We start from the raw sequence: 22,373 nt of genomic DNA on the forward strand, positions 1-22,373 counted from the left end.
CATTTTGCAGAGGTTACTTGATGCGTTGACCCGGCTTGGCGCCGCTGTCCGGGCTCAGCAGGTAGATTTCTTCGCCGCCAGGGCCGGCCGCCATCACCATGCCTTCGGAAATGCCGAACTTCATTTTCCGTGGCTTGAGGTTGGCGATCATCATGGTCAGGCGGCCATCGAGCTTGGACGGGTCCGGGTAAGCGCTCTTGATGCCGGAAAACACGTTGCGCTGTTCGTCGCCGATATCCAGCGTCAGGCGCAGCAGCTTGTCGGCACCTTCCACGGCTTCGGCTTTGATGATCAGTGCCACGCGCAAATCCACGGCGGCAAAGGCGTCGAAATCGATTTCCGGGGAAATCGGGTCCTTGGCCAGCTCGCCATTACCCGCCGGCGCAGATTGGCCGGTATCGGTCTGGCTGGCGACCAGGTCTTCTTTCGAAGCGTCGGTCATGTCCTGGACTTTCACCGGGTCAATACGGGTCATCAGGGGCTTGAAGGCGTTCAACTGATGATTACCGAGCAAGGTGGCGTGATCATTCCAGGTCAACGGCGCCACGTTGAGGAACGCCTCGGCATCGGCGGCCAGCAATGGCAGCACCGGCTTGAGGAAGATCACCAACTGGCGGAACAGATTGACGCCTGTGGCACAGATAGCCTGCACCTCGGCTTCCTTGCCTTCCTGCTTGTTCAGCGACCACGGTGCCTTGTCGGCGATCCAGGCGTTGGCACGGTCGGCCAGGCCCATGATCTCGCGCATGGCGCGGGCAAAGTCGCGGGCTTCATAAGCGTCGGCGATGCTCGGTGCGGCGGCCAGGAAGGCGTCGGTCAACTCCGGTGCGGCGTTCTCGGCTACCAGTACACCGGCGTTGCCCTTGTGGATAAAGCCGGCGCAACGGCTGGCGATGTTGACGACTTTACCCACCAGGTCCGAGTTGACCTTCTGTACGAAGTCTTCCAGGTTCAGGTCCAGGTCGTCGACGCCACGGCCCAGCTTGGACGCGTAGTAATAGCGCAGGTATTCCGGCGACAGGTGGTCCAGGTAGGTGCGCGCCTTGATAAAGGTGCCACGGGATTTGGACATTTTCTGGCCGTTGACCGTCAGGTAGCCGTGTACGGCGATGCCGGTCGGCTTGCGGTAGCCCGAGCCTTCAAGCATTGCCGGCCAGAACAGCGCGTGGAAGTTGACAATGTCCTTGCCGATGAAGTGGTACAGCTCGGCGGTGGAGTCCTTGCCCCAGAACGCGTCGAAGTCCAACTCTGGGGTGCGGTCGCACAGATTCTTGAAGCTGGCCATGTAACCGATCGGCGCGTCCAGCCACACATAGAAGTACTTGCCCGGCTCGCCCGGAATTTCGAAGCCGAAGTACGGCGCGTCGCGGGAGATGTCCCACTGCTGCAGGCCACTGTCGAGCCATTCGGAGAGTTTGTTGGCCACGGCGTCCTGCAAAGTGCCGCTGCGCGTCCAGGTTTGCAGCATTTGCTGGAAATCCGGGAGCTTGAAGAAGAAGTGCTGCGAGTCCTTGAGTACCGGCGTGGCACCGGAGATCGCTGACTTGGGGTCCTTCAAGTCGGTTGGTGCGTAGGTCGCGCCGCATTTTTCGCAGTTGTCGCCGTACTGGTCTTCGGTGCCGCATTTCGGGCAGGTGCCCTTGATGAAGCGGTCGGCCAGGAACATTTTCTTTTCCGGGTCGAAATACTGGGTCACCGAACGTTGGTCGATGTGCCCGGCTTCTTTCAACCGCAGGTAGATCTGGCTCGACAGCTCGCGGTTTTCATCGGAGTGGGTCGAGTGGAAGTTGTCGAAGTCCACCAGGAACTCGGCAAAGTCGGCGCTGTGTTCAGCCTGCACATTGGCGATCAGTTGTTCCGGGGTGATGCCTTCCTTTTCGGCGCGCAGCATGATGGCCGAACCGTGGGCGTCGTCCGCGCAGACATAAATGCATTGATTGCCGCGATGCTTCTGGAAGCGCACCCACATATCGGTCTGGATGTACTCAAGCATATGGCCAAGATGGATAGAACCATTGGCATAGGGCAGGGCGCTGGTGACGAGGATCTTGCGTGGCTCGGACATGGGGCTCGGCTACTTGATGAAACGGAGGTCGGCCACTATAAAGCGCCGGGAAATTTATTTCACCCCGTGACGCTGTTTCAGAATCTTCCACGTCTTCGAAAGCATGCCGTTCAGCGGCTGGAACGGTTAGGATAGCCGCCTGTTTCAGTCAGTCTTTTTTCGGGAGTAGCCCATGAGCGCCGTCAATCGCGCAGCGGTGGAAGCCGTTCTTCGCCAGTACACCGACCCTTATTTGAACCAGGACCCGGTCAGTGCCGGCTGTGTGCGTGCCATCGAGGTCCAAGGCGACCAGGTGTCGGTGCAGTTGCAACTGGGTTATGCCGCGGGCCTGTTCAAAAGCGGTTGGGCGCAGATGCTGCAAATGGCCATCGAGGGCCTCGACGGCGTGAGTTCGGCCAAGGTCGACATCCAATGCGTGATCGCACCGCACAAGGCCCAGGCGCAGATCCCGGGCCTGGCCAACGTCAAGAATGTGGTGGCGGTGGCTTCCGGCAAGGGCGGCGTGGGTAAATCCACCACCGCGGCCAACCTGGCCCTGGCCCTGGCGCGGGAAGGTGCGCGCGTGGGTATTCTCGATGCCGACATCTACGGGCCGAGCCAGGGCGTGATGTTCGGCATCGCCGAAGGCACACGGCCGAAGGTCAAGGATCAGAAATGGTTTGTGCCCATCGAGTCGCTGGGTGTGGAAGTGATGTCCATGGCCTTCCTTACCGATGACAACACGCCGATGGTCTGGCGCGGGCCGATGGTCTCGGGTGCGTTGCTGCAACTGGTCACACAAACAGCGTGGGGCGACCTTGACTACCTGGTGATCGACATGCCGCCAGGCACCGGCGATATCCAACTGACCCTGGCGCAGAAAGTGCCGGTGGCCGGTGCGGTGATCGTCACCACGCCCCAGGACCTGGCGCTGCTGGATGCCCGCAAAGGTGTGGAGATGTTCCGCAAGGTCAACATCCCGGTGCTGGGCGTGGTGGAAAACATGGCGGTGCATATCTGTTCCAACTGCGGGCATGCCGAGCATCTGTTCGGTGAGGGCGGGGGCGAGAAGCTCGCTACTCAGTATGGCGTTGAACTGCTGGCATCGTTGCCATTGGCGATGGAGATTCGTGAGCAGGCCGATGGTGGCAAACCTACCGTAGCGGCCGAGGCTGATGGGCAGATTGCGATGATCTATCAGGAATTGGCCCGTCATGTGGGGGCGCGGATTGTATTGCAGGAAGCGGCGGCGCCGGCGATGCCGACCATTACCGTGAGCGACGATTGATTAGGCTTTAACGGATACGCGAAAAGCCTGACGACCAGTGGTGGTCTCGGGTTTTTCGCGAGCGAGCTCGCTCCTACAGGTGGGGGGCAATAGGGCTTGTTGCTATTTTGCGTAATGGGCGTGTAAGCATTCGCTTACTTTTTCGTAAGTGTTTGGTTTTTTTAGCGGTTGCGTACGTCTTGAAATGACGAGGCTATTATCTATCTTATTGAAAGATAACGATTATTTTCAAGAGTGAGAGCGGTAGAGTTTGTCAGACCGCTGAGGGCATCGCGTTGAACTTCCCCCGGAACGCTCTAACATCAGCCCTGTGTCCACGGATTGGCACAGCCATCAAGGAACGATGGTTTGAAGGAACGTCGCAGGATGCGATTCATCAGGATGATGAAAAGGAATACAGGGACTAGGGAAAAAATGTGGGCGGGTCATACCGCCCCTTTTTTTGCCTGTAGAAAAGTGAACGCAGGCACCCGAACGCAAAAAAGGCCCTCAAGGGGCCTTTTTTTGTTGGGCAGCGGCGCTTTAGCGCTCTAGTTGCTCAATTTTGTTGGGCTTGCCATCCCATTCAGCGGCATCCGGCATCGGATCTTTGCGCTCGGTGATGTTTGGCCACACTTCGGCCAGTTCGACGTTCAACTGAATGAATTGCTCCATGCCCGCAGGCACTTCGTCCTCGGAGAAAATCGCGACGGCCGGGCATTCTGGTTCACACAGGGCGCAGTCGATGCACTCATCCGGGTGGATAACCAGGAAATTCGGGCCTTCGTAGAAGCAGTCCACCGGACAGACTTCTACGCAGTCGGTGTACTTGCACTTGATGCAGTTGTCGGTGACGACGAAGGTCATTTCTAATTTTCTCCTCAGGCGGCGGCAGCGAAACCCCTTATGGTGGGGTTCGCGAGGTTTGAGAGCGATAGTCTGCGGACCAGGCTAAAAGCCCGCAGCATCCCAAACCGCGCGAGATTCTATCAGCTTGCAAGCGTCTGCGTTATATCCGAGTCTTCAGTGCATATAACATTTCGAGCGCTTTACGCGGCGTCAAGTCATCCAGGTCAAGCTTTGCCAACTCATCCAGCACCGGATGGGGCAGGCTGGCGAACATATCGCTCTGATGCGGCGCGGCAGGTTTCTTGCTGGCCTTGGCAGGGCTGGTGACCACAGTTTCATGGGGCAGCGCCGTGGTTTCCAGGCGGCTTAAGTGTTCACGGGCGCGGGTGATCACCTCGTTCGGCACTCCGGCCAATTGCGCTACGGCCAGGCCGTAGCTCTGGCTTGCCGGCCCTGGCAGCACATGGTGCAGGAACACGATGCGCTCGTTGTGCTCGGTGGCATTGAGATGCACGTTGGCCACCAGCGGCTCGCTTTCCGGCAGCACCGTCAGCTCGAAGTAGTGCGTGGCAAACAACGTGTACGCACGCAAATGCGCCAAGCGTTCAGCCGCCGCCCAGGCCAGGGACAGGCCGTCGAAGGTGCTGGTGCCGCGGCCCACTTCGTCCATCAGCACCAGGCTGCGCTCGGTGGCGTTGTGTAGGATGTTGGCGGTCTCGCTCATTTCCACCATAAAGGTCGAACGGCCACCGGCCAGGTCATCGCTGGAGCCGATCCGCGTGAAAATGCGGTCCACCAGGGACAACTCGCAACTGGCTGCCGGTACGAAGCTGCCGATATGCGCCAACAGCACGATCAACGCGGTCTGACGCATGTAGGTGGATTTACCGCCCATGTTCGGACCGGTGATCACCAGCATGCGGGTATCGTCGTCCAGCGACAGGTCATTGGCGACGAACGGCGTGGTCAGCACTTGCTCCACCACCGGGTGACGACCTTGCACGATGCGCATGCACGGTTCGCTGACAAACCGTGGGCAATTGAGGTCCAGGTTCAGCGCACGTTCGGCGAGGTTGCTCAACACATCCAGCTCCGCCAGGGCGGCGGCGGTGTCTTGCAACGGCGCCAGGCGGCTGATCAAGTCTTCGAGCAAAGCTTCGTAGAGCATCTTTTCCCGAGCCAGGGCGCGGCTTTTGGCCGACAGCGCCTTGTCTTCGAACGCTTTGAGCTCGGGGGTGATAAAACGCTCGGCGCCTTTGAGGGTCTGGCGACGTTGATAATCGATAGGCGCCGACTCGGCCTGTTTGCTCGGCAGCTCAATAAAGTAGCCATGCACACGGTTGTAGCCGACTTTCAGGTTAGCCAGGCCCGTACGGGCTTTTTCGCGGGCTTCCAGATCGATCAGGAACTGCCCGGCGTTTTCGCTCAGCGATTGCAGCTCATCCAACTCGCTGTCATAGCCGGTTTTCAACACGCCGCCGTCACGAATGATCGCCGGTGGGTTGTCGATGATGGCCTTTTCCAGCAGCGCCGCGAGGTCCGGGTAAGTGCCAGCGGTGACGGCAAGCTGTTGCAGGTGCGGCGTGTCCAGTTCGGTCATCGCCACTTGCAACTGCGGCAGCGCGCTCAAGGCATCACGCAGGCGCGCCAAGTCACGGGGCCGCGCATTGCGCAGGCCGATCCGCGCCAGGATGCGCTCGATATCGCCGATTTCTTTCAGTTGCGGTTGCAGCTTTTCAAAGCGATAGCCGTCGAGCAGGCAGGTAATGGAAGACTGGCGCGCTTGCAGCACCGTCAAATCCCGTAGCGGACGGTTCAACCAACGGGTCAGCAAACGGCTGCCCATGGCGGTCTGGCAACGGTCCACTACCGATTGCAGGGTGTTATCACGCCCACCGGCCAGGTTGGTGTCCAGCTCCAGATTGCGACGGCTGGCGCCATCGAGCACCACGGTATCGTCCAGACGCTCATGGCGCAGGCTGCGCAAGTGCGGCAGGGCGGTGCGCTGGGTTTCCTTGGCGTAGCTGAGCAGGCAACCGGCGGCGCCGATGGCCAGAGTCAGCGTCTCACAACCAAAGCCTTTAAGGTCCTGCACCGAGAACTGCTGGCAAAGACTTTTCAGCGCCGAATCACGCTCAAAATCCCACGGCGCACGACGCTTGGTCCCACGACGTTTCTCCGCCGGCAAATCCTTGGGCCAATCATCCGGAATCAACAACTCCACCGGATTGATGCGCTCCAGCTCCGCCAGCAGGTTCTCCCAGCCCTTGATCTCCAGCACGCTGAAATTGCCACTGGTGATATCCAGCACCGACAGGCCGAACAAACGCTCATCGCCCAACACCGCCGCAATCAGGTTATCGCGACGCTCATCCAGCAACGCCTCATCACTCACCGTGCCCGGCGTAATAATGCGCACCACCTGGCGTTCCACTGGCCCTTTACTCGTGGCCGGGTCGCCGATCTGCTCACAGATCACCACCGACTCGCCCAGCTTCACCAGCTTGACCAGGTAGCCTTCCAGCGAGTGGTAAGGAATCCCACACATCGGAATCGACTGCCCCGCCGACTGCCCGCGCGCGGTCAGGGTAATGTCCAGCAGCTTGGCGGCCTTCTTCGCGTCTTCGTAGAAGATCTCGTAGAAGTCGCCCATGCGATAGAACATCAGCTGATCAGGGTGCTGGTTTTTCAGGCGCCAGTACTGCTGCATCATCGGGGTGTGGCTGGAGAGGTCGGTCATACGGGGGTTTCAGCTCTGCCTGTCTATTTGACGATTAACATCTGTCTAATACTACAGGGATTTAGCACCATGCGCAGGGACGCCCTGCGGGTGAAATCCGACACGTGGCGTATGATTTTCCGATTGCAGGGTATAGAATCTCGCACCCGAAAAGTGAGCGTCATACGGACATGAGTCATCTTGAAGACTTGCAGATGGAAGCTGCGCTACTTTTCGCTAAGGCAAACAAGAAGCGTATTGCCCGGGAGTTTACCAACCCAGCTATCTATCTCCCTGATCGCTCACCGGTTTCAGTCTTTATGTCAGGATGCGCAGGCGCCGGCAAAACCGAAGCGGCCAGTGAGCTGATCAGCGAAATCGATGACAACTCTGGATTCCGCACCATGCGCATCGATCCAGATGATCTACGTCATCATTTCGAAGGCTATGTGGGTACGAATTCATGGATGTTTCAGCGGGCTGCGTCAATTCTTGTTGACAAGATTCATGACATGGCGTTAGAACAGAGTCAGTCTTTCGTTTTGGATAGCACGTTGTGCAATTTCGATAAGGCTGATCTGAACATAGCTCGCTCCCTTAAGAAAGACCGTAAATGCGTCATCATGTTTGTCTACCAAAAGCCTGAATTGGCCTGGAGGTTTGTACAGGCTAGAGAGCGCAAGGAGGGCCGTAGAGTCCCTCCAGAAGTTTTTGTTGAGCAGTTTTTTACCGCAAAAGATGTTGTGAACGCCTTAAAGGTCAAATATCGCAACCGTTTGCAGGTGAATCTGCTCATAAAAAACACTGATGCTTCCTTGCAGATCACTGAGGAAGACATAGACTCAATCCATGGCGACCTGCACGTCGGTTACGACCGTCAGGGCCTACTAAAGCACCTCAAGGCTGGGGCAATGTTATGAAAAAAGTACAAGCCGCTCGTTCGACTCCGTTTTCTGAGTTTTTCCGTAGCGCATCGACTGACAAGAAGAAGCGTGTGTATGCAGTTGTGCTGCAGCGTGCTACCGAGCGTCAACTGAATGTGTTGAAAGCTGGATAAGCTTTCGCTCAGCCCAAAAAAGCCGCAGAGATGCGGCTTTTTTTATGCTTTTAAATCAGCCTTTTGCGGCATTCTGGGTGGCAGTCCAACGTTGATTTTACGCAGGCGCAGATATCTCTGCGTCATCTTTGCGTCCGTGTGACCGCCCAGTTTCTGAGCGTCGTTGCCCTGGTCGTCGGTATCGGAAAGCGACTTGGCACGCAGGTCGTGGAGGCTCGCATCCTCGATGCCGGCCTTCTTGCAACTGATGGCGAAGGCGTCCTTCACCGAGCTGTAGTGCACCGGCTTCCCTCCGCGCGGGGAGCAGAATAGGGTGAGCCCACGGATCTTCCGGGGCAGGGCCTTGACCCGCGCTATCAGCTCTTCCAGGTCGGGCGTCATCTGCACCAACAGTCTGGCGTTCGTCTTCTCCTGCTTAAAGGCGATTCCCGCCGCGCTGATATCGGCCAAGCGGATGGCCAGGACGTCGCCGATGCGTTGGCCGGTCAGATAGCACATCTCGTAAATGACGCGCATGTTGTCACTGGAGTTGGCGCAGATCGCTTGGAATTCACTGTGGGTGATGTAGCGGTCGCGCTTGTGCTCCAAGTGGCGTCGCACGCCTATGCAGGGGTTCGAGTCGACGATCTGCTGTTCCAGTGCATAGGCGAAGACCGCACGCAGTACCGAAATAACCCGGTTCGACATATTCGGCGTGTCCGCCATGTGAAGCTTGAGCGCGACGACGTGCCGCTGTAGCACCTCGCGGGGCTCGAAATCGGCGAAGTTTTCCTTGAGGCGTTCACATGCCGCTTCGTACTGCTTCAGGGTGTTCGGCTTGAGGGGCGGCTTTGTCCTGGTGCGCATTTGTTCGAGCGCATCGTCGATCAGCTTTGGCATTCCACCCTGGCTGCCCTTGTCCAGGAGCTTCGCGTATTCCGCCAGCGATGCCTGAAAGTCAGTGCCCAGGCGCTTCCACTTGCCCTTGCGGACCAGGTAGTAAGCTCCGTGCTTCTGGTACATGCACGCCGGCAGGTGCCGGTCCTTCTTGCGCGGACGCATCGATCTTCACCTCAACTCAGCCGAAGCTCCGGCCCCTTCCTTGATTGAATACCACCCAGCCGCCCGATGACAACCTGGCGCAGCACCTTCGGGTGCCCATCACCACCTACCGCGAACCCGTAGCGTTCGGCGGTCAGCCACTTTATCTGCGCCCCTGGCTTCTTATAGCCGGTCAGGTCGGCTACTTCCTCTGCTGTCAGAAACATACCTACCCCCTGTCGTGTCGCGACACGTTTTCGTTTTCCGTGGTTGGTGTCGCTACCTCATCAGTCCCGCCAAGGATCGGAGTCTTGCGATAGCACTCAGCAGGGAATCCGTAATCACGGCAGGCGCAGGCCTCGCCACACTCGTCCTCGCGCTGCTCGATCCGCAGAATGCCGTGCTTCACCGCGATGTCTTGTATATCGCCGCCCTCAAAGCCGCCGCCCTCAAAGCTGGCGTTGATCATCTCGACGGCGAACGCTTTGAGCTGATCGCGCTCGGTTTCGAGTTTTTCGATTCGCTTCTTCAGGCGGATCGCAAACGAATGCTTCATGCCATTTCGCGCTTCGTCGAGATCAGCGAGTAGAGTCTGGGCTCTGGCGTAGAACTGTCGGCGGGATATCTCGCTGCCCATTGCCAATTCAAAGGGCATTGCTATGACTGCACTGGTCATATCTTCACTCATTGCTTGCGCCCCGCTGAAAATGGTCAGCCAGCACCCGGCGTGCGTCGATACCGCAAGAAGCCGACATTGCGTAAATCTGGCCGAAGGTGGTTTCCCTGCGCTGCAGGGCGTTGAACAGTTCGATCAGGCGCCGGCCCTTTGTTCCGTTTAGGCGACTCATAGCTGGAGCCCCTTTTCCTGTGGGAGCGGGGTGGCGGTCAATTGCCCTTTTTTACCCACGGTATTCGCCAGAGAGGCCCGTGCCGCCTGAGTTTCGTCGGTGGATGTGCTGGCGGGCACCTGTAGGAGCGAACTGTCCGGCAGGCAACTGATCCCGGTGTTATTCAATATCCAGCAGGTGACGCCACGGACGCTGTCGTGCTGAACGTCGATCAGTTGCTCATCGGCCGAGGCCTGGCCAGCGATAAGCAGCAGGATCGTGGTGATGATGATTTTCATGGTCGAGCCTCCCCGGCGATCATCGCCAGTTGCGCGAGCAAGTCATCCGTGCGCCCGTAGAATCGCCCGGTGTCCTCGTTGATGAACTGGCCTAGGACCTCGGCCACCGCCGGGCTGGCGGTCAAGCCTTGCAGGTCGACCTGGGCGGCGATCTTCTCGATGGCCCGCGCATCACTCGCCGGGTCGTGCACAAAGGCGTCGGCCTTGATCTGCAGCACCTTCACCGGGCGGATGCCCTTGCATTGGCTAACCCAGTTGCTGTCCGGATAGCTCCACGGAAGCATGTGCATGCACCAGGCCGTGGCCGACCCTTCCTTCTGTGTACTGGACCAGTAGGTATGGGTGCACGCGAATGCATTCGGCGCGTCTTTTATCGGCCCCAAGCTATCGCGTCCCCAGTCCTCAAGCTGGAGCAGGTTGGAGCGCAATAAGTTCAGCTCCTCGATAGATGGAATGTGCCAGCCCCAGGAGCCGCGCACGTTCATCCCCAGCACCTTGTGGGCGATAGCACTGCCTTCTTCGGCCATGGCCTTGGTGTTGGCCATGCCGTCGTAACGGCTTTGGGTGCCACGGATTCGAGGCTTGGGGCCCTCCTGATCCCACCAGTGAGCGGTGGTTTCGAACTCGCGGCCGGCGTCGATGAGTGCGAACTCGGCGCCATCGAAGTAGATCCGGCCGGCGTAGAAGCCGCCCGCGAAGGGCTGGCCGATCGCGGGGAGGGCAGAGGGGGATATCTGGCGGCGCTTCATTGCTCAACCTCCGCCCAGCCTGGGTATTCTGTCATAGCCCGCTCAATATCAGCGTCGAGCTCGGCACCGACCAGCATGGTTCCTTGGTTATCGCGAGGCACCAGATCCTGGCGCGGGGTGTTGTATGCCGTATCGCGAAGCCATACGTAGCGCCGCGCATCAGCGGCCATCCTCACGCGATCGTCAATGTGCATCGTGTTGACTGACATGGGAGTGGTGACGGTGTTGGCCAGCGCGTCGAGCAGGATCTGCTGGCGGTTCTGCCCATCCAGGTACTGGCGCACGGCCTGGATGAAAACACTGTTCATGCTTCGGTCGCCGGTATTCGCTGCAGCTTCAATATCGGCGCGCAGGCCGTCGGGCAGGCGCACCACAAACTTGTCGGCGGTGCGGGAATCGTAATTCGGTGAATTCATGGTGTTCTCCCGGCCGATGGCGCAAATATGCTCCATCGGCACTGTGGACCGATCAAATGGGCTTTGACTTACCAGCCATCAGCACCACCAACAGCAGGACAACCAGGACCAGGTCGCCCACCATTGAGAGGATGCGGCTGGCCGAGTCGACGAAGACAACGCTACCGGCGAGCCCGTAGGCCGCCAGCGAACGTGCCCGGGTGCCGAACCTGGCCAGCATGGTTACAGGTGGTCTTTCAGGTTGAGGCCCAGCAGCTTGGCGCTACGCTCCAGGGCGGTCATTTCCTGGGGTTCGATCTCACCGTCAGCCTCGGCCACCGTCAGCATCACGTTGAGAACCGTCAGCGCCTCGGCCGGCGAGTGCGCCAGGTCACCCAGCTCTTTCTCCGCGTTCTGGCGAAGGATGCGGGCGCCAGACTTGAAGTCGGTCTTGGCGCGGTCGATGGTGTTCGAGAGTTCCGCGCCGAACCCTTGAAGGGCCGGGTTGTTGCTGAGGATGGTCTCGATCTTGGAGAGCTCGCTTTCTTCCAGCTCACCATCTGCCGCAGCGACGTAAATGGAGCCGTAGACCACAGCCTCCATCAGGTCACGGTTGGCCAGCTTGGCTACCGCAGCGCGGGCCTGACCAGATTTCTTGCCGAACAATTTACCGAGCATGATTACTTCCTTTCAGTGGGTGCGCTTTTGCGCGGGGGTTGAATTACGTAAATCGCGAGAGAGGCGGTGACGATCATCCAGACGCAGATGCCGAACACGCCGCCGATAAGCCCGAAGTCGCTGGGGTTATCGAAAATCACCGGCACGGCCTCGGAGAACCAGATCAGCGTTGCGAACAGGTACAGCACGAACGACAGCAGGTACTTGAACAGCTTCATTTCACTTTCTCCTGGCCGAACGAATCCCGGCCGCGTTGTTGGCTTTCGCAAAAATCAGGTTGGGTTAGGCGGCTTGAGCGGCCTCGATTCGGCGGACGGCTACGCGCGTTTCAATTCGGCGCTCGCCTGGGCGACGGATTCGGTTGAATGAGTTGTCGTTGGTGGCAGACTGGCCCACGAGAATCGCGCACAAGGTGATGATCATCGGACTGATCAATCCGCGGCGGAATGCTTCAGCTACGAGCGCTGGACGCTTATACACGCCGAGTTTGTGCATGCAGGATTCAATTCGACCTTTGATCGAGCGGGGCGATAGACCGTCCTGCTTCGCGATTTCTTTGTCGGTATGGCCGGCGGCCACCGCGAGCAAACAGGAGAGCTCGCGCTCAGCTAAACCGAGACCAAGATTCCCTTTCCATCCCGCGAAGCAAACTGTCTGATTCATCATAAGTACCAATGGTCCGTTCTGTCGGCGCAAGAATGGACTGGTCAATGCGTACTGTCAAGAACCATTGGTACGTTCTTTGGGCAAAATAATAGCGCCGGGCGGCGCTATCTTATTCAGTAAGTCAATGAAAGGCTGCGGACCAGAATACACGACCAAGGATGGTGATGCCTTGCTCAGCCATTTCGGCAGAGCTGTACTCTTCATCAGGGTGCTCATCACGGTTAAAGCTACGCATCCGTACCCCGCCACCAGGAAGACGATAAAGCGTTTTTACCCTGAGCTGCCCGCCATGAGCTATGGCGTAAATCTTGCCATCAATGATGTTGGTCGCGCCTTTGTTGATAGCAACGGTTGACCCATCCGGCAATACTGGCTCCATCGAGTTGCCATGCACCGGTACGCACACCGCCTGGTCAAACTGTACGCTGTGCTTACGCAAGGTGAACTTCCCGAAGCGCAACTTCGCTCGATCGCTCTCTTGGATGACTGTTCTCCCGGTTCCCGCTGAAAGTTCAACCTCGCGCAAGAACGGAACCTCCACCTCATCATCATCAACGGGCGTCTCGTCGTCCCATACACTGATTTGAATCATGTCGGGGTGACGAAGGCCTGAAGCCTCTTCGTTTGCTTCTTCCTGAATGGTGCCCGGTGCCGTCTGCCCCAAAACTTTTATTTCTCCGGAGGAATCTGTGTAAACAGTGCGTTTTGGGCGCACCTGCACTCCATCGAACACGCCTCGTTTCCGCTCACCCCATAACAGCCACTCTGGGTCCACTCGGAGCAGATACGATAGGTCGCCCAGTCTCTGCATCGTAGGCAATGACAGTCCTTGCAACCATTTCGAGACGGCCTTAGGAGTCACCTTCAGCTGGCGCGCTAATTGTGCGGTGGCGCCATAGCCTCCGTACCCTGCGTCCATCATGGCAACACGCAGTCGCTCGGCAAAATCTTGAGAATTCGTATTAGTAGATACCATGGGTCCATTCTGCCTGTGCTTGACGGATGCTGTCAGTCCCTTCTACAGTGCGTACCAATAGTCCCAATTGGTACGAATCATGAACCCGATTAAACGCGCTGTCACCGCGGTGGGTGGCGCCTCCGTTGCAGCAAGGCTGTGTGGCGTTTCGGCTCGAGCGATCAACAAATGGGTTGCGGCGGGCAAGTTACCTAGAACCGAATACACCGGCGAGACTCGTCACGCTGAAAATCTCGCAAAAGGTTCTTGCGGCCAGTTTACAGCTGGGTGGCTGAAAGATGCCTCGGCGTCCGCTTATCAGCTACCTAACCATGAGCAAGATGATACGTCTTTGAGAACCTTGCGTTCAGCGCCAGAAGTACCTGTTCACACATCCAGTGTTCAGCAGGCATCCCCATGAACACCCGCAACTCCTCCCAGTTTTTGCTGAGCGGCTGACTTTTCGGTCGCCCACAAAAAAGCCCAGCCTGAGCTGAGCTGAGCTTCTTAGTTGCTACCAGGTACGAACTGGTGGCTTTGGCACCACTTTGTCTTTCGAAGGGACAAAACATGCAAACGAAAAATAGCAACAAACCATCTGTAGCGCAAGAGGTGCTGCTTACCACTTTCTCGGATTTCTACCATCAAGACGTTAGTGCTGACGGCATTCACTCGCGCCCTCTGTTTGCTGTTCAGCCTGGGCAGGACTGTGAGGAAGCGTTGAATTCCGCCTCAATGCTGCTTGGCTCTGTCGAGGAGATTATGACCGCTCTCACTGACGAAGGGCTTGAGACGAACGCCATCTATGGCCTTCGCTTTCTGATTGAGAGCTCAAGGGCGTTGATGGATTCGACTATCAGCTCCGTGATGGCGGCTAAACGCCAAGGCGGTGCCCGATGATCACCGCAGAGCAATTGCAATCAGTTGTTCTCAAGCGCGTCGACTTCGGCGGCATTGATCACAACCTGTTCCAAGTCCATGCGGGCGGGGATATGGAAAAGACACTCGGCCTCGCCGTGGACTTCAACCTCGCCCTGGCCTCCCTCTGTGACCGCCTGGACTTCAGCACCAACAACAACGGTGATCCGGTGACCTGTGCCGAGCTGCGGGCGTTGGCTCATATTTCCGCCACTGCATGCGCTCTGATTCAGTCGGCTCGTTACGGCCTTCGCTCTGAAATTGAAAAGGAGGACCAGGTATGAAAACTGAACCTCTTCTCACCCTTGAGCATGAGTTTCATGTGCATGGGAATTACGCTGTCTTGGCAGCGGCTGGTGGCGTGCCCGTCCATGAGTCTCTGGATGCTGCGACAAGTCTGCTGGAGTCGGTGGCGGCAGGCTTGCGCGATCTCATGACGGAATCGGCTGTATCACAACAAGCAACCCTCGTGTGGTTCGCCTGCGAAAGCGCGCTGGCTCTGGTCTATGCGGCCCACGCTGCGGTAGATCCTGATGCCGGGGGTGACCTATGAGCAGGCCATCCATTCTCACCTCGCTTACAGCCGCGACGGATATTGCTGGCGAAGCAATTTTCTCTCTCGGCGCCGCCCGGAAGAACTTTGCCGAGTTTGAAGCTCTGTTTCGCGCCATAGGCAGTGCTGCAGAAGAACACTCTGACTTGGCCAAGCTTGCAAGGCTTGGCGAGTTTTCAGCCATGGATCATGGCAATGGCTACGACTGTTTGCGCGAAGAATATAAGCTGCGCCTCGAAAAATGTACGCCACAAAACACGCAACCCGAAAACGTGGCGCGCATTCCGCTTGCTGAGTTCGCAAAACGGCGTCAGCACGCTGCGGCTCTTGAGCTTGGCGTTCAACAGGCCGCAATTAGCAAGGCCCTTCGGGTTGGCCGAGAAATATTTGTAACTAGGAACCCCGACGGGACGGTCACCGCTATCGAGGTTCGACCTTTCCCGTGCGTCACAGTTGAAGGGGGCGTCAAATGACCATCGTCATCATGAAAGACGGCGATGCCGTCACCACCACCCTTGCCATTGCCGAGGGCACTCAGAACGACCACGCCAGCGTCATCAAGCTCGCTCGCACCTATCAAGCCGATCTGGAGGAGTTTGGACCAGTTGGATTTGAAATCCATGTGGCGACGCGTCCACAAGGCGGTGGCACACCGACTGAGTTCGCCATCCTCAATGAGCCCCAATCAACCCTGCTGCTGACCTACATGCGGAACACGGACATCGTCCGGGCGTTCAAGAAGAAGCTGGTGCGCGAGTTCTGGGAGCTGGTCCAGCAGCGTAACCAGCGTGCCCCGTCATTGCCCACTGACTACATCGGCGCCCTGGAACACCTGCTTGCATCGAAACGCTCCGAGAAATTGGCGATAGAGCAGCGTGACCACGCCATCGAAACCAAGGCTGAGATCGGTTCGCGGCGTGAAGCGACTGCAATGGCCACTGCGTCGGCGGCTGTTCGGCAGGCCAACCAACTCAAGGAAGAACTCGGGCGCGGACTACGCCAGGCCACGGTCACTGCCGTGGAGAAGGTCTCCAAGCGCAAGTTCGGCAAGCAGGGTTTCCGACCGCTGAAGAATTGGTGCGCAGAAAACGGTGTGCAAGCCCCGAAAGTCCACGATCCGCGTTACGGCTGGGTTCGCTCCTGGCCCGCAGCTGCCTGGGCAGCCGTTTACCAAATTGATCTGGCCGACCTGTTTGGCGCCGACGGAGAACAAGCATGAAAAAGAAACCTACCCAAGAACAGCTCATGACCCTGATCGCCGAGGCAGCCATTGACTTCCAGCAAGCCGAGATCCTGCGCAACTCGCTCAAGCGCGAGCTGAGTTTGATGTATGCGACCTATTTCCGCGCCCACGGTCGCCCAGGCAACGGCGAACGCACCCGCTTCGACTTCGAAGACCCGGCGTATCGCGGGGTAGTGGAGTTCACCCAGGGGGCCTACAGCCGCTGGTTTGATCAGCGCGCCCTCACCACACGGCTCAAGCGTAAGTTGCGCAATCTGGTCGAGCGTCTGGAGCGTGCCCAATGACCAACGTTATCGATTTTCCGGCTCCGCTGACCATGGAGCATATTGATGAGGCGCTCTTTGAAAAAAACAACGACGCCGCGCTGCTGCTGAAGTGCTTCGAAGTGGTCAAGGACGCGCTGGAGGTGATCGACGAACCTGAATATTCCATCGAAAAGGAGGATGACACCCACATCGACCTGATCCGTGCGTTCTATGCATTGAAGGTATTGTTCCGCCGCAGGACTGGTCACGACGCAGATCAGGTTGCCAAAGACCACTTTGACGCAATGAGTCGCCATCTGCTGGGGGGAGAGCCGCGCCCCGAAAACAAGATTCCCGTCGTCGTGTACCCGGCCGAGTGCCTGTCGGACGAAGCGTTCGACGGCCTGACTGATCAACAGCTGGCTTGCGCGGCGTTCAACTACAGCGACCGTGTTCGACGACTGCTCAACGAGCATTCTCCTACTGGCCTGGCGCTCGACGAGGCTCGCACGTTCTCCATTGACTCCACCACCGCCCTGCGCCTGCTGGTGTTGCGCCTGTCTGGCGGCTCGGTGGAAGCCATGGGCGCCGGGATATGCCGCAAGCCCGGGGAGACGCTGCAATGACCACTCCCATGGAATCAAATACCCGGAATCCCGGTGATTTGCCCACCACTGCCGAAGTGGTCGCCGGCCCCTGGCCCAACTATTCCAATTGCCGTCACCTGCCTGAGCGCGACCGCTGGGAGGTCTACGCCATGGCCAAGGCCTCACGCGTCGCGCTGGAGGACCGTGGTGTCGTCATGACCGAGACCTATGACGCGTTCATCGCCCGGATCACGCGGGAGTTGAACCTATGAGCATTCAATCCATGGTGTGGGCGCTGGAGCAGCAAGAGATCAAAGACTCTACCTGCCGTCATGTGTTGCTGTGCCTGGCCAACTACGCAGGCAGCGATGGGCGCGGGGCTTTCCCTTCAGCATTGACTCTGGCGGTCGACACCGGTCTTTCCGAGCGCACGGTGCGTTACAAGCTGGACGCCCTTGAGGCTGCTGGCCTGATTCGCCGCGGTAATCAGTCGATCGCGGCCGCTTACATCGACCGTCACGATCGTCGCCCGGTGGTGTATGACCTTATCGAAAAACGGGGTGCACCAGATGCACCCCGCTCCGAACGGGGTGCAAATGAAGACGCTACGGGGTGCAGCTCAGAACAGAACGGGGTGCAGATGAAGACAGAACGGGGTGCAGCAGCTGCACCCAATACGTCATCTACCCGTCATCTATCCGTTAATAAACCAAAAGAAGGCGCAGACAAGTCTGCTGGCCCACGAGGGAAGTCGGGCAAGTTCGATCCGTTGACTGCCAAGCCGGCAAACGCATCGGAACAAGCCTGGGCTGACTTCTGTGAAATGCGGAAGGCCAAGCGCGCACCACTGACCCTGCGAGCCTGTGAGTTGATTGCCAAGAAGCTGGCCAACCATCCAGAGCCCGATGCGGTGCTGGATAAGTCCACCACCAGCAGCTGGTCGGACATCTACCCAGAATCGGTGCTGGCTGGTGCTGGTGCCAAGAACGGTAAACCGTCGGCGTTCAACAACCTGCCCACCCACACCTCGGATATGTACCAAGGAGGCGAAGATGGCCCAGCGTTCTAATTTCCGCCGCCAGCCTGAGCAGCGCACCTTCGCCGGCGACTGCCCGGTCCACGGCGCGGTTGATCGCTCCGAGGTTGAGCAGTTCGACGGCTCTCTGGCAGTCCGCCCATGCAAGCAATGCCAGTTCCACGGCCTGCGCGTAGCGCCACGGGGGAGCGACGAACATTCGCAGGCGCTGGCCAACCTGCAAGCCGAAAGCGTCAACAGCGCGCTTGTAGGCTCCGGCATAACGCCACGGTTTGCCGATAGCACTCTCGCCACCTACCGCGCCACCACCCCATCCATGACCCTGGCGCTGGAAACTTGCCAGGGCTATGCCGACAACTTCGGCGAACACTTCCAGGCGGGTCGCAACCTGTTGCTGTGTGGGAACGTCGGTAACGGCAAGACGCACCTGGCCAGCGGCATCGTCCAGCACGTCATTCGTCAGCACCGGGCTGTGGCAGTGATCACCAGCGCTGCCGAGATCATCCGGGTGTTCAAGCGCTCGATGGATCGCAACGCCGGTTATACCGAGGGCGATGTGATCGACGAATTGGCGTCCTTCGACCTGCTTGTGATTGATGAGGTCGGCGCCCAGGCCGGCACTCACTACGAGCTTTCGGTTCTGCATGAGGTGCTGGACCGCCGCTACAACCTGGTTCGCCCTACGGTGGTGGTGTCCAACCTTAACGCCAAGAGCCTGGGCCAGTATATCGGCGAGCGTGCCCTTGACCGCCTGCGCGAGAACAAAGCGCTTCTGGTCGGTTTCACCTGGGAATCGGAACGGGGGCGCAAATGAACCACGAGGACAAGTATTACCGCCTCGAATCCGAGCAGGGCGTGCTAGGCGCGATCATGATCGCCTCGCTCAACGACAGCGCTGGGATGTTGGATGAGATTCTTTCACAGATGAAGTCGGGTGACTTCTGGCACCAGGACAATGCGGCACTGTTCGATGTGATCTGCGACTGTCATGCGCAGCGTATGCCTGTTGACGCGGTGACGCTGGGCTCGATTCAGCGCTATCTGCCCAGCGGGACATCCACTCTGCAATACACCATCGACCTATGCCGAGGCGTCCCATCGGCGGCCAACTGGAAGAGCTATGCCCAGCAGGTTAGGAAGTGGGCGCTGGTGCGTCAGTTTCGCGACCTTGGGCGAATCGTTGACAGCGGCGTTTATGACGATCTGCCAGCAGATGAAATCCTTGATCAGTGTGATCTGGCGCTGGCTGACCTGCGTGACCTGAAGGCATCTGGAAAAGCAGGTTACAAGCGTATGAGCGATGTTTTGCCGATGGTGCTGGATCACATGGATGACGTGCTCAACGATAAGGCGCCTCCGAAGCTCTCTACCGGCCTGGCGGATCTGGACAAGCTGATTGGCTTTCTGCGCCAAAAATCAATGGTGGTGATTGGAGGTCGACCGGGCGGAGGCAAGACAATGCTGGGGCTGCAGATCATGAATCACGTTGCTACTCGCGGCCACGGCGTAGGGCTGGTGGTAAGTCTTGAGATGCCTGGTGAACAACTGACACTGAGGACCATTGCGAGCCTGGGCGGCGTAGACCTGCGTCGGATGGATGAGGTCAAGTGCCTGGAGCAAGAAGAGTGGAACCGGATAGGCGTCGCGGCCGGAAAAATCAAGGAGGCAGAGCTCTACCTGCTCGACACTCCAGGCCTGACGATGCCAGCCATCCGAGCCGAGGCGTTGAAGCTCCAGCGCGAGGTTGGGCTCGACATCCTGATGATCGACTACGTGCAGATTGTCGGGACTGACGGCAAGTCACAGAACCGTGCTGACGCCGTGGCCAAGGTATCGATCGCCATCATGAACCTGAGCCGTGAGCTTGGGATTCCGATCTTGGTGCTGGCGCAACTCAATCGAGGCCCGGCCAATCGGCCAGGCAAGAAACCACAGGCCAGCGACCTCAAGGAAAGCGGCCAGATTGAGCAAGACGCGGACGCGGTGATCCTGGTGCATTACGACCGAGATTCCGAGATGGGCCAGCAGGGCGTCACCGAGTTGATTCTGGACAAGGGTAGGCAAGCCGAAGCCGGCTCATGCCTGGTACAGCGTCAAGGCCAGTTCGGGCGGTTCGTCAACTTCGCCGGACGCGAGCCCACCCAGGAAGAGGTGGAGATCAACCGCCCCTTCTCCGAACAGTACAAGGGGAGAAAAAATCATGGTTAACGTCACGGCGGCATTGCCGCGCAAGGGCCTGACCTCTGACGAGCGGGATTTTCTGAAGCAGGGCAACCGGTTGCTGCTCGATAAGCCCAACGGGAGAATTGCAGCCGCCGCGCTTATGGATCTAGTCGCCGACTGGGGGAATCATCGAGGTAGCCTCGGATTCCAGGACTACGCCCGACGGTGGATCACCGAAGGGCATGCCAAGAACAAAATTGCCGACAAGATGCTCCGTGAGCTGTTCGGCCTGAACGAACCGACCCCGAGGAAAGCGGCATGAACACAAGAAAACCTTCGCGTCTGCCGCTTGGCGATACAGAGTACATGCTTGAGCAGTGGGGCTTCTGGCGCATGGATGGCATGGGCGTCCCGAGCTACGCGTCACCGTCCTGGGCGATAATGAGGGATATGATCCCATCGACTAGCAAGTCCTACGTCATCACGGATGAACTGGCCAGCGTCGTTGATGGTGCGGTCGCCAGGCTTTGCAAGCGTGCGCCAGAAATGGGCGACTTCATTTGGCTCTACTATGGAGCCAAGTGGCCAGCCAAGCGGATTGGCAACAAGTACGACATGAGCGAGGCCAAGGCCAGGGAGATCATCAAAACGGGCGTAGGATGGATAGACTGCTCACTGGAAAAACTCATCGAAGCCGCATAAAAAACTTGCACACGCGGAATAGCCCTGTTTTCATGGCACCGTGTTCAGCTTTTCAAGCGCGACACCACATCGAAAGCCCGGCCATTGCGTCGGGCTTTTTTTGTGACCAAAATTTAGCAAGCCCGGCCACTGTGTTGGGCTTTTCGTTTCTGGAGGCCGCATGGCAAAGCTTGAGATGGAAGTGAGCGTAGAAGGCCTTCAAGACCTGGTGCGCCCACTGGTCGAGGCTATGCAGTCACTTGAACATTTTCCCGAGTTGCCGCTTCAAGTCTTCCGTGACCTTGTCGCCAACAGCCTTCATGACATTGCCGTAAGTTTCGACGGCGCCGCACTTGCCGCAGGTGATCTTCGAGGAGTTTGTCGGCCTGGCCGGAATCTCGAACTTGTCACTGCCGCACTTCTTGCACTTAACGCTTACCTTCATCGCTGATGCTCCATGGATTGTTCGGTGTGGAAATTGAACGATAGCACGGGGCCATATAGGCGTTGACGAAACACAAGTTTGTTGCGTGAGCCATAGCCAGGGTGGGCCTTCGGGCAGGGCCTGGACGCGGTATCGCCGGTCGTCACGCGTTACGAAAGAACACCGGCAGCATGAGCAGCCCAAACCTGTGTGCTATTGGGGCTGGCTCAAGCGGGCAGCGTGGGAAGACACGCACGTTATGCAGGTTATCGCCCAGGCAGCTGGGCTAAGTCGGTAGAGGCGTCGTCTAATCCCGTGCGGACAATGGGCGGCTACGCGATGAGAGGGCAGGGTACGTGACCCGGCGATCTGCCCCGCCAGAGCTGGAGAGTTGCACCAGCCACCTGCACCTATTTCGAGGCTCGCCATATCGGCGGGCCTTTTTCGTATCTGGAGCACAGTAATGACCGATCAAGCGAAACGCGACAAGCAGGCTGTCATCGATGCAGTAGTGGGTGGCGACCTCGCCATGCTTGCCACGGCATTGAAGCGTCTCTCGAACAGTGATCCCTCGGGATTCCTCTACATTACCAGCGACCTGCTCAACACCAATCAGCGCGAGCAGTTCTCGATGATGGGCTTTGGCCGTTTGCCCGACGCCTACCATGCTGATGGGGTTGTGTATGGCGTCATGTATACCGATGGCTCTTTCCTGTCAAAGCGAGCCCATCCTGCCGGTGTCGGACTACCCATTGACGAGGTAAGCCAGGCTGTCGCGAAGGCCCGCGCCGAGTATGAGCAGTCTGTGTTGAACGTGGTGCATAGCCTTGGGAGCACGATGGAGCTGCTGGACAAGATGCTCGCCGGCCACTCCTCCGTTGATACCAAGCTGGCCAGTCTCGCTCATGTCGAGCTGTTGAAAGGTAAAGCGCTGCTGGTTGCTGCACTGAATCCAGCGACCCGCTAATCCATTCCTTCACTCCCTAACCGGGAGGATA

The 22,373-nt window shown here is 58.3% G+C and carries 34 protein-coding genes; 18 read left to right on the plus strand and 16 right to left on the minus strand.

The features are described from left to right. Positions 1-13: 13 nt before the first annotated feature. Positions 14-2,065, minus strand: a complete 2,052-nt coding sequence (gene metG, locus ACWHXD_RS06360; protein WP_138761404.1) for a methionine--tRNA ligase — start codon at positions 2,063-2,065, stop codon at positions 14-16. A 172-nt stretch (positions 2,066-2,237) separates the two neighbouring features. On the opposite strand from metG, the gene apbC reads away from it, so the two are divergent. Further along, positions 2,238-3,332 (plus strand): iron-sulfur cluster carrier protein ApbC, encoded by a 1,095-nt coding sequence (gene apbC / locus ACWHXD_RS06365; RefSeq protein WP_138761405.1) that lies wholly within the window; start codon positions 2,238-2,240, stop codon positions 3,330-3,332. A 522-nt stretch (positions 3,333-3,854) separates the two neighbouring features. Here the strand turns inward: apbC and fdxA are convergent. Next, positions 3,855-4,178: a ferredoxin FdxA gene (fdxA, locus tag ACWHXD_RS06370; RefSeq protein WP_003172109.1), complete on the minus strand. Its 324-nt coding sequence runs from the start codon at positions 4,176-4,178 to the stop codon at positions 3,855-3,857. A 142-nt stretch (positions 4,179-4,320) separates the two neighbouring features. Further along, positions 4,321-6,900, minus strand: coding sequence for a DNA mismatch repair protein MutS (gene mutS / locus ACWHXD_RS06375; protein ID WP_499083639.1), 2,580 nt, complete (start codon positions 6,898-6,900; stop codon positions 4,321-4,323). 170 nt (positions 6,901-7,070) lie between these two features. Here mutS and ACWHXD_RS06380 point away from each other — a divergent pair, with 170 nt between their 5' ends. After that, a complete protein-coding gene (locus ACWHXD_RS06380; protein ID WP_057712003.1) occupies positions 7,071-7,799 on the plus strand; it encodes a zeta toxin family protein in 729 nt (242 codons plus the stop codon). Next, the gene (locus tag ACWHXD_RS06385; RefSeq protein ID WP_167348439.1) at positions 7,796-7,936 is read left to right on the plus strand and encodes a hypothetical protein; all 141 of its coding nucleotides are present in this window, start codon (positions 7,796-7,798) and stop codon (positions 7,934-7,936) included. Before ACWHXD_RS06380 ends, ACWHXD_RS06385 begins: the two co-directional genes overlap by 4 nt. A 42-nt stretch (positions 7,937-7,978) precedes the next feature. Here the strand turns inward: ACWHXD_RS06385 and ACWHXD_RS06390 are convergent, their stop codons facing one another. The 12 genes from ACWHXD_RS06390 to ACWHXD_RS06445 form a co-directional block, all read right to left on the minus strand. After that, positions 7,979-8,977 (minus strand): tyrosine-type recombinase/integrase, encoded by a 999-nt coding sequence (locus ACWHXD_RS06390; RefSeq protein ID WP_499083642.1) that lies wholly within the window; start codon positions 8,975-8,977, stop codon positions 7,979-7,981. An 11-nt stretch (positions 8,978-8,988) separates the two neighbouring features. Next, a complete protein-coding gene (locus ACWHXD_RS06395; protein ID WP_105225913.1) occupies positions 8,989-9,183 on the minus strand; it encodes a DUF4224 domain-containing protein in 195 nt (64 codons plus the stop codon). Positions 9,184-9,185: 2 nt separating this feature from the next. Further along, positions 9,186-9,632 carry a hypothetical protein gene (locus ACWHXD_RS06400; RefSeq protein WP_499083644.1) on the minus strand — a complete coding sequence of 149 codons (447 nt, stop codon included), beginning with the start codon at positions 9,630-9,632 and terminating at the stop codon, positions 9,186-9,188. Positions 9,633-9,636: 4 nt separating this feature from the next. Then, on the minus strand, positions 9,637-9,804 hold the full coding sequence (locus tag ACWHXD_RS06405) for a hypothetical protein (RefSeq protein ID WP_168220163.1): 168 nt from the start codon (positions 9,802-9,804) through the stop codon (positions 9,637-9,639). After that, positions 9,801-10,082: a hypothetical protein gene (locus ACWHXD_RS06410; RefSeq protein WP_491785027.1), complete on the minus strand. Its 282-nt coding sequence runs from the start codon at positions 10,080-10,082 to the stop codon at positions 9,801-9,803. The genes ACWHXD_RS06405 and ACWHXD_RS06410 overlap by 4 nt, the downstream gene beginning before the upstream one ends. Further along, complete coding sequence (locus ACWHXD_RS06415; protein WP_105225916.1) at positions 10,079-10,831, minus strand: hypothetical protein; 753 nt, start codon at positions 10,829-10,831, stop codon at positions 10,079-10,081. The genes ACWHXD_RS06410 and ACWHXD_RS06415 overlap by 4 nt, the downstream gene beginning before the upstream one ends. After that, positions 10,828-11,247, minus strand: a complete 420-nt coding sequence (locus ACWHXD_RS06420) for an Arc family DNA-binding protein (RefSeq protein WP_256595292.1) — start codon at positions 11,245-11,247, stop codon at positions 10,828-10,830. The genes ACWHXD_RS06415 and ACWHXD_RS06420 overlap by 4 nt, the downstream gene beginning before the upstream one ends. A 52-nt stretch (positions 11,248-11,299) precedes the next feature. Next, the gene (locus ACWHXD_RS06425; protein WP_168220164.1) at positions 11,300-11,467 is read right to left on the minus strand and encodes a DUF3927 family protein; all 168 of its coding nucleotides are present in this window, start codon (positions 11,465-11,467) and stop codon (positions 11,300-11,302) included. Positions 11,468-11,469: 2 nt separating this feature from the next. Next, complete coding sequence (locus tag ACWHXD_RS06430; RefSeq protein ID WP_054898049.1) at positions 11,470-11,904, minus strand: tellurite resistance TerB family protein; 435 nt, start codon at positions 11,902-11,904, stop codon at positions 11,470-11,472. Positions 11,905-11,906: 2 nt separating this feature from the next. Then, the gene (locus ACWHXD_RS06435) at positions 11,907-12,122 is read right to left on the minus strand and encodes a hypothetical protein (protein WP_499083648.1); all 216 of its coding nucleotides are present in this window, start codon (positions 12,120-12,122) and stop codon (positions 11,907-11,909) included. Between the two features lie 64 nt (positions 12,123-12,186). After that, a complete protein-coding gene (locus tag ACWHXD_RS06440; RefSeq protein WP_499083650.1) occupies positions 12,187-12,567 on the minus strand; it encodes a LuxR C-terminal-related transcriptional regulator in 381 nt (126 codons plus the stop codon). Positions 12,568-12,691: 124 nt separating this feature from the next. Then, a complete protein-coding gene (locus tag ACWHXD_RS06445) occupies positions 12,692-13,546 on the minus strand; it encodes an XRE family transcriptional regulator (protein ID WP_499083651.1) in 855 nt (284 codons plus the stop codon). A gap of 79 nt (positions 13,547-13,625) precedes the next feature. Between ACWHXD_RS06445 and ACWHXD_RS06450 the strand changes: the two genes are divergently transcribed. The 14 genes from ACWHXD_RS06450 to ACWHXD_RS06515 all read left to right on the plus strand — a co-directional run bounded on the left by ACWHXD_RS06450 (position 13,626) and on the right by ACWHXD_RS06515 (position 20,972). After that, the gene (locus ACWHXD_RS06450; RefSeq protein WP_499083652.1) at positions 13,626-13,946 is read left to right on the plus strand and encodes a helix-turn-helix domain-containing protein; all 321 of its coding nucleotides are present in this window, start codon (positions 13,626-13,628) and stop codon (positions 13,944-13,946) included. A 149-nt stretch (positions 13,947-14,095) separates the two neighbouring features. Continuing rightward, a complete protein-coding gene (locus ACWHXD_RS06455) occupies positions 14,096-14,425 on the plus strand; it encodes a DUF3077 domain-containing protein (protein WP_499083653.1) in 330 nt (109 codons plus the stop codon). Then, positions 14,422-14,727: a hypothetical protein gene (locus ACWHXD_RS06460; RefSeq protein ID WP_499083655.1), complete on the plus strand. Its 306-nt coding sequence runs from the start codon at positions 14,422-14,424 to the stop codon at positions 14,725-14,727. Before ACWHXD_RS06455 ends, ACWHXD_RS06460 begins: the two co-directional genes overlap by 4 nt. Then, positions 14,724-14,996: a hypothetical protein gene (locus ACWHXD_RS06465; protein WP_499083657.1), complete on the plus strand. Its 273-nt coding sequence runs from the start codon at positions 14,724-14,726 to the stop codon at positions 14,994-14,996. Before ACWHXD_RS06460 ends, ACWHXD_RS06465 begins: the two co-directional genes overlap by 4 nt. Beyond that, positions 14,993-15,469, plus strand: coding sequence for a Cro/CI family transcriptional regulator (locus ACWHXD_RS06470; protein ID WP_499083658.1), 477 nt, complete (start codon positions 14,993-14,995; stop codon positions 15,467-15,469). The genes ACWHXD_RS06465 and ACWHXD_RS06470 overlap by 4 nt, the downstream gene beginning before the upstream one ends. Beyond that, positions 15,466-16,215, plus strand: coding sequence for a Rha family transcriptional regulator (locus tag ACWHXD_RS06475; RefSeq protein ID WP_499083660.1), 750 nt, complete (start codon positions 15,466-15,468; stop codon positions 16,213-16,215). The genes ACWHXD_RS06470 and ACWHXD_RS06475 overlap by 4 nt, the downstream gene beginning before the upstream one ends. Beyond that, complete coding sequence (locus tag ACWHXD_RS06480) at positions 16,212-16,523, plus strand: hypothetical protein (protein ID WP_499083661.1); 312 nt, start codon at positions 16,212-16,214, stop codon at positions 16,521-16,523. Before ACWHXD_RS06475 ends, ACWHXD_RS06480 begins: the two co-directional genes overlap by 4 nt. Next, on the plus strand, positions 16,520-17,110 hold the full coding sequence (locus tag ACWHXD_RS06485; protein ID WP_498348186.1) for a hypothetical protein: 591 nt from the start codon (positions 16,520-16,522) through the stop codon (positions 17,108-17,110). Before ACWHXD_RS06480 ends, ACWHXD_RS06485 begins: the two co-directional genes overlap by 4 nt. 8 nt (positions 17,111-17,118) lie before the next feature. Continuing rightward, the gene (locus ACWHXD_RS06490) at positions 17,119-17,343 is read left to right on the plus strand and encodes a hypothetical protein (RefSeq protein WP_499083663.1); all 225 of its coding nucleotides are present in this window, start codon (positions 17,119-17,121) and stop codon (positions 17,341-17,343) included. Beyond that, positions 17,340-18,140 carry a helix-turn-helix domain-containing protein gene (locus ACWHXD_RS06495; RefSeq protein ID WP_499083666.1) on the plus strand — a complete coding sequence of 267 codons (801 nt, stop codon included), beginning with the start codon at positions 17,340-17,342 and terminating at the stop codon, positions 18,138-18,140. Before ACWHXD_RS06490 ends, ACWHXD_RS06495 begins: the two co-directional genes overlap by 4 nt. Further along, positions 18,124-18,921 carry an ATP-binding protein gene (locus tag ACWHXD_RS06500; protein WP_499083667.1) on the plus strand — a complete coding sequence of 266 codons (798 nt, stop codon included), beginning with the start codon at positions 18,124-18,126 and terminating at the stop codon, positions 18,919-18,921. The genes ACWHXD_RS06495 and ACWHXD_RS06500 overlap by 17 nt, the downstream gene beginning before the upstream one ends. Next, positions 18,918-20,315, plus strand: coding sequence for a replicative DNA helicase (locus ACWHXD_RS06505; RefSeq protein WP_499083668.1), 1,398 nt, complete (start codon positions 18,918-18,920; stop codon positions 20,313-20,315). Before ACWHXD_RS06500 ends, ACWHXD_RS06505 begins: the two co-directional genes overlap by 4 nt. Next, positions 20,308-20,592, plus strand: a complete 285-nt coding sequence (locus ACWHXD_RS06510) for a hypothetical protein (protein ID WP_499083670.1) — start codon at positions 20,308-20,310, stop codon at positions 20,590-20,592. The genes ACWHXD_RS06505 and ACWHXD_RS06510 overlap by 8 nt, the downstream gene beginning before the upstream one ends. Continuing rightward, on the plus strand, positions 20,589-20,972 hold the full coding sequence (locus tag ACWHXD_RS06515; protein WP_499083672.1) for an antiterminator Q family protein: 384 nt from the start codon (positions 20,589-20,591) through the stop codon (positions 20,970-20,972). The genes ACWHXD_RS06510 and ACWHXD_RS06515 overlap by 4 nt, the downstream gene beginning before the upstream one ends. A 235-nt stretch (positions 20,973-21,207) precedes the next feature. Here the strand turns inward: ACWHXD_RS06515 and ACWHXD_RS06520 are convergent, their stop codons facing one another. Beyond that, positions 21,208-21,396: an ECs_2282 family putative zinc-binding protein gene (locus tag ACWHXD_RS06520; protein WP_057711980.1), complete on the minus strand. Its 189-nt coding sequence runs from the start codon at positions 21,394-21,396 to the stop codon at positions 21,208-21,210. A gap of 442 nt (positions 21,397-21,838) precedes the next feature. On the opposite strand from ACWHXD_RS06520, the gene ACWHXD_RS06525 reads away from it, so the two are divergent. Next, positions 21,839-22,342 carry a hypothetical protein gene (locus tag ACWHXD_RS06525; RefSeq protein WP_105225932.1) on the plus strand — a complete coding sequence of 168 codons (504 nt, stop codon included), beginning with the start codon at positions 21,839-21,841 and terminating at the stop codon, positions 22,340-22,342. Positions 22,343-22,373 lie beyond the last annotated feature (31 nt).

It is taken from the genome of Pseudomonas fjordensis (assembly GCF_976987115.1).

Bases quoted from the DNA above. Each gene is read 5' to 3' on its own strand.
- ACWHXD_RS06380 (WP_057712003.1), top strand. From the start codon at position 7,071: ATGAGTCATCTTGAAGACTTGCAGATGGAAGCTGCGCTACTTTTCGCT.
- ACWHXD_RS06495 (WP_499083666.1), top strand. From the start codon at position 17,340: ATGAGCATTCAATCCATGGTGTGGGCGCTGGAGCAGCAAGAGATCAAA.
- ACWHXD_RS06445 (WP_499083651.1), bottom strand. From the start codon at position 13,546: ATGGTATCTACTAATACGAATTCTCAAGATTTTGCCGAGCGACTGCGT.
- ACWHXD_RS06395 (WP_105225913.1), bottom strand. From the start codon at position 9,183: ATGTTTCTGACAGCAGAGGAAGTAGCCGACCTGACCGGCTATAAGAAG.
- apbC (WP_138761405.1), top strand. From the start codon at position 2,238: ATGAGCGCCGTCAATCGCGCAGCGGTGGAAGCCGTTCTTCGCCAGTAC.
- ACWHXD_RS06475 (WP_499083660.1), top strand. From the start codon at position 15,466: ATGACCATCGTCATCATGAAAGACGGCGATGCCGTCACCACCACCCTT.
- ACWHXD_RS06435 (WP_499083648.1), bottom strand. From the start codon at position 12,122: ATGAAGCTGTTCAAGTACCTGCTGTCGTTCGTGCTGTACCTGTTCGCA.
- ACWHXD_RS06400 (WP_499083644.1), bottom strand. From the start codon at position 9,632: ATGACCAGTGCAGTCATAGCAATGCCCTTTGAATTGGCAATGGGCAGC.
- ACWHXD_RS06415 (WP_105225916.1), bottom strand. From the start codon at position 10,831: ATGAAGCGCCGCCAGATATCCCCCTCTGCCCTCCCCGCGATCGGCCAG.
- ACWHXD_RS06510 (WP_499083670.1), top strand. From the start codon at position 20,308: ATGGTTAACGTCACGGCGGCATTGCCGCGCAAGGGCCTGACCTCTGAC.
- ACWHXD_RS06390 (WP_499083642.1), bottom strand. From the start codon at position 8,977: ATGCGTCCGCGCAAGAAGGACCGGCACCTGCCGGCGTGCATGTACCAG.
- ACWHXD_RS06440 (WP_499083650.1), bottom strand. From the start codon at position 12,567: ATGAATCAGACAGTTTGCTTCGCGGGATGGAAAGGGAATCTTGGTCTC.
- ACWHXD_RS06405 (WP_168220163.1), bottom strand. From the start codon at position 9,804: ATGAGTCGCCTAAACGGAACAAAGGGCCGGCGCCTGATCGAACTGTTC.
- ACWHXD_RS06490 (WP_499083663.1), top strand. From the start codon at position 17,119: ATGGAATCAAATACCCGGAATCCCGGTGATTTGCCCACCACTGCCGAA.
- ACWHXD_RS06385 (WP_167348439.1), top strand. From the start codon at position 7,796: ATGAAAAAAGTACAAGCCGCTCGTTCGACTCCGTTTTCTGAGTTTTTC.
- ACWHXD_RS06505 (WP_499083668.1), top strand. From the start codon at position 18,918: ATGAACCACGAGGACAAGTATTACCGCCTCGAATCCGAGCAGGGCGTG.
- ACWHXD_RS06480 (WP_499083661.1), top strand. From the start codon at position 16,212: ATGAAAAAGAAACCTACCCAAGAACAGCTCATGACCCTGATCGCCGAG.
- ACWHXD_RS06410 (WP_491785027.1), bottom strand. From the start codon at position 10,082: ATGAAAATCATCATCACCACGATCCTGCTGCTTATCGCTGGCCAGGCC.
- ACWHXD_RS06455 (WP_499083653.1), top strand. From the start codon at position 14,096: ATGCAAACGAAAAATAGCAACAAACCATCTGTAGCGCAAGAGGTGCTG.
- metG (WP_138761404.1), bottom strand. From the start codon at position 2,065: ATGTCCGAGCCACGCAAGATCCTCGTCACCAGCGCCCTGCCCTATGCC.
- ACWHXD_RS06450 (WP_499083652.1), top strand. From the start codon at position 13,626: ATGAACCCGATTAAACGCGCTGTCACCGCGGTGGGTGGCGCCTCCGTT.
- ACWHXD_RS06465 (WP_499083657.1), top strand. From the start codon at position 14,724: ATGAAAACTGAACCTCTTCTCACCCTTGAGCATGAGTTTCATGTGCAT.
- ACWHXD_RS06470 (WP_499083658.1), top strand. From the start codon at position 14,993: ATGAGCAGGCCATCCATTCTCACCTCGCTTACAGCCGCGACGGATATT.
- ACWHXD_RS06460 (WP_499083655.1), top strand. From the start codon at position 14,422: ATGATCACCGCAGAGCAATTGCAATCAGTTGTTCTCAAGCGCGTCGAC.
- mutS (WP_499083639.1), bottom strand. From the start codon at position 6,900: ATGACCGACCTCTCCAGCCACACCCCGATGATGCAGCAGTACTGGCGC.
- ACWHXD_RS06485 (WP_498348186.1), top strand. From the start codon at position 16,520: ATGACCAACGTTATCGATTTTCCGGCTCCGCTGACCATGGAGCATATT.
- ACWHXD_RS06515 (WP_499083672.1), top strand. From the start codon at position 20,589: ATGAACACAAGAAAACCTTCGCGTCTGCCGCTTGGCGATACAGAGTAC.
- ACWHXD_RS06500 (WP_499083667.1), top strand. From the start codon at position 18,124: ATGGCCCAGCGTTCTAATTTCCGCCGCCAGCCTGAGCAGCGCACCTTC.
- ACWHXD_RS06420 (WP_256595292.1), bottom strand. From the start codon at position 11,247: ATGAATTCACCGAATTACGATTCCCGCACCGCCGACAAGTTTGTGGTG.
- ACWHXD_RS06525 (WP_105225932.1), top strand. From the start codon at position 21,839: ATGACCGATCAAGCGAAACGCGACAAGCAGGCTGTCATCGATGCAGTA.
- fdxA (WP_003172109.1), bottom strand. From the start codon at position 4,178: ATGACCTTCGTCGTCACCGACAACTGCATCAAGTGCAAGTACACCGAC.
- ACWHXD_RS06430 (WP_054898049.1), bottom strand. From the start codon at position 11,904: ATGCTCGGTAAATTGTTCGGCAAGAAATCTGGTCAGGCCCGCGCTGCG.
- ACWHXD_RS06425 (WP_168220164.1), bottom strand. From the start codon at position 11,467: ATGCTGGCCAGGTTCGGCACCCGGGCACGTTCGCTGGCGGCCTACGGG.
- ACWHXD_RS06520 (WP_057711980.1), bottom strand. From the start codon at position 21,396: ATGAAGGTAAGCGTTAAGTGCAAGAAGTGCGGCAGTGACAAGTTCGAG.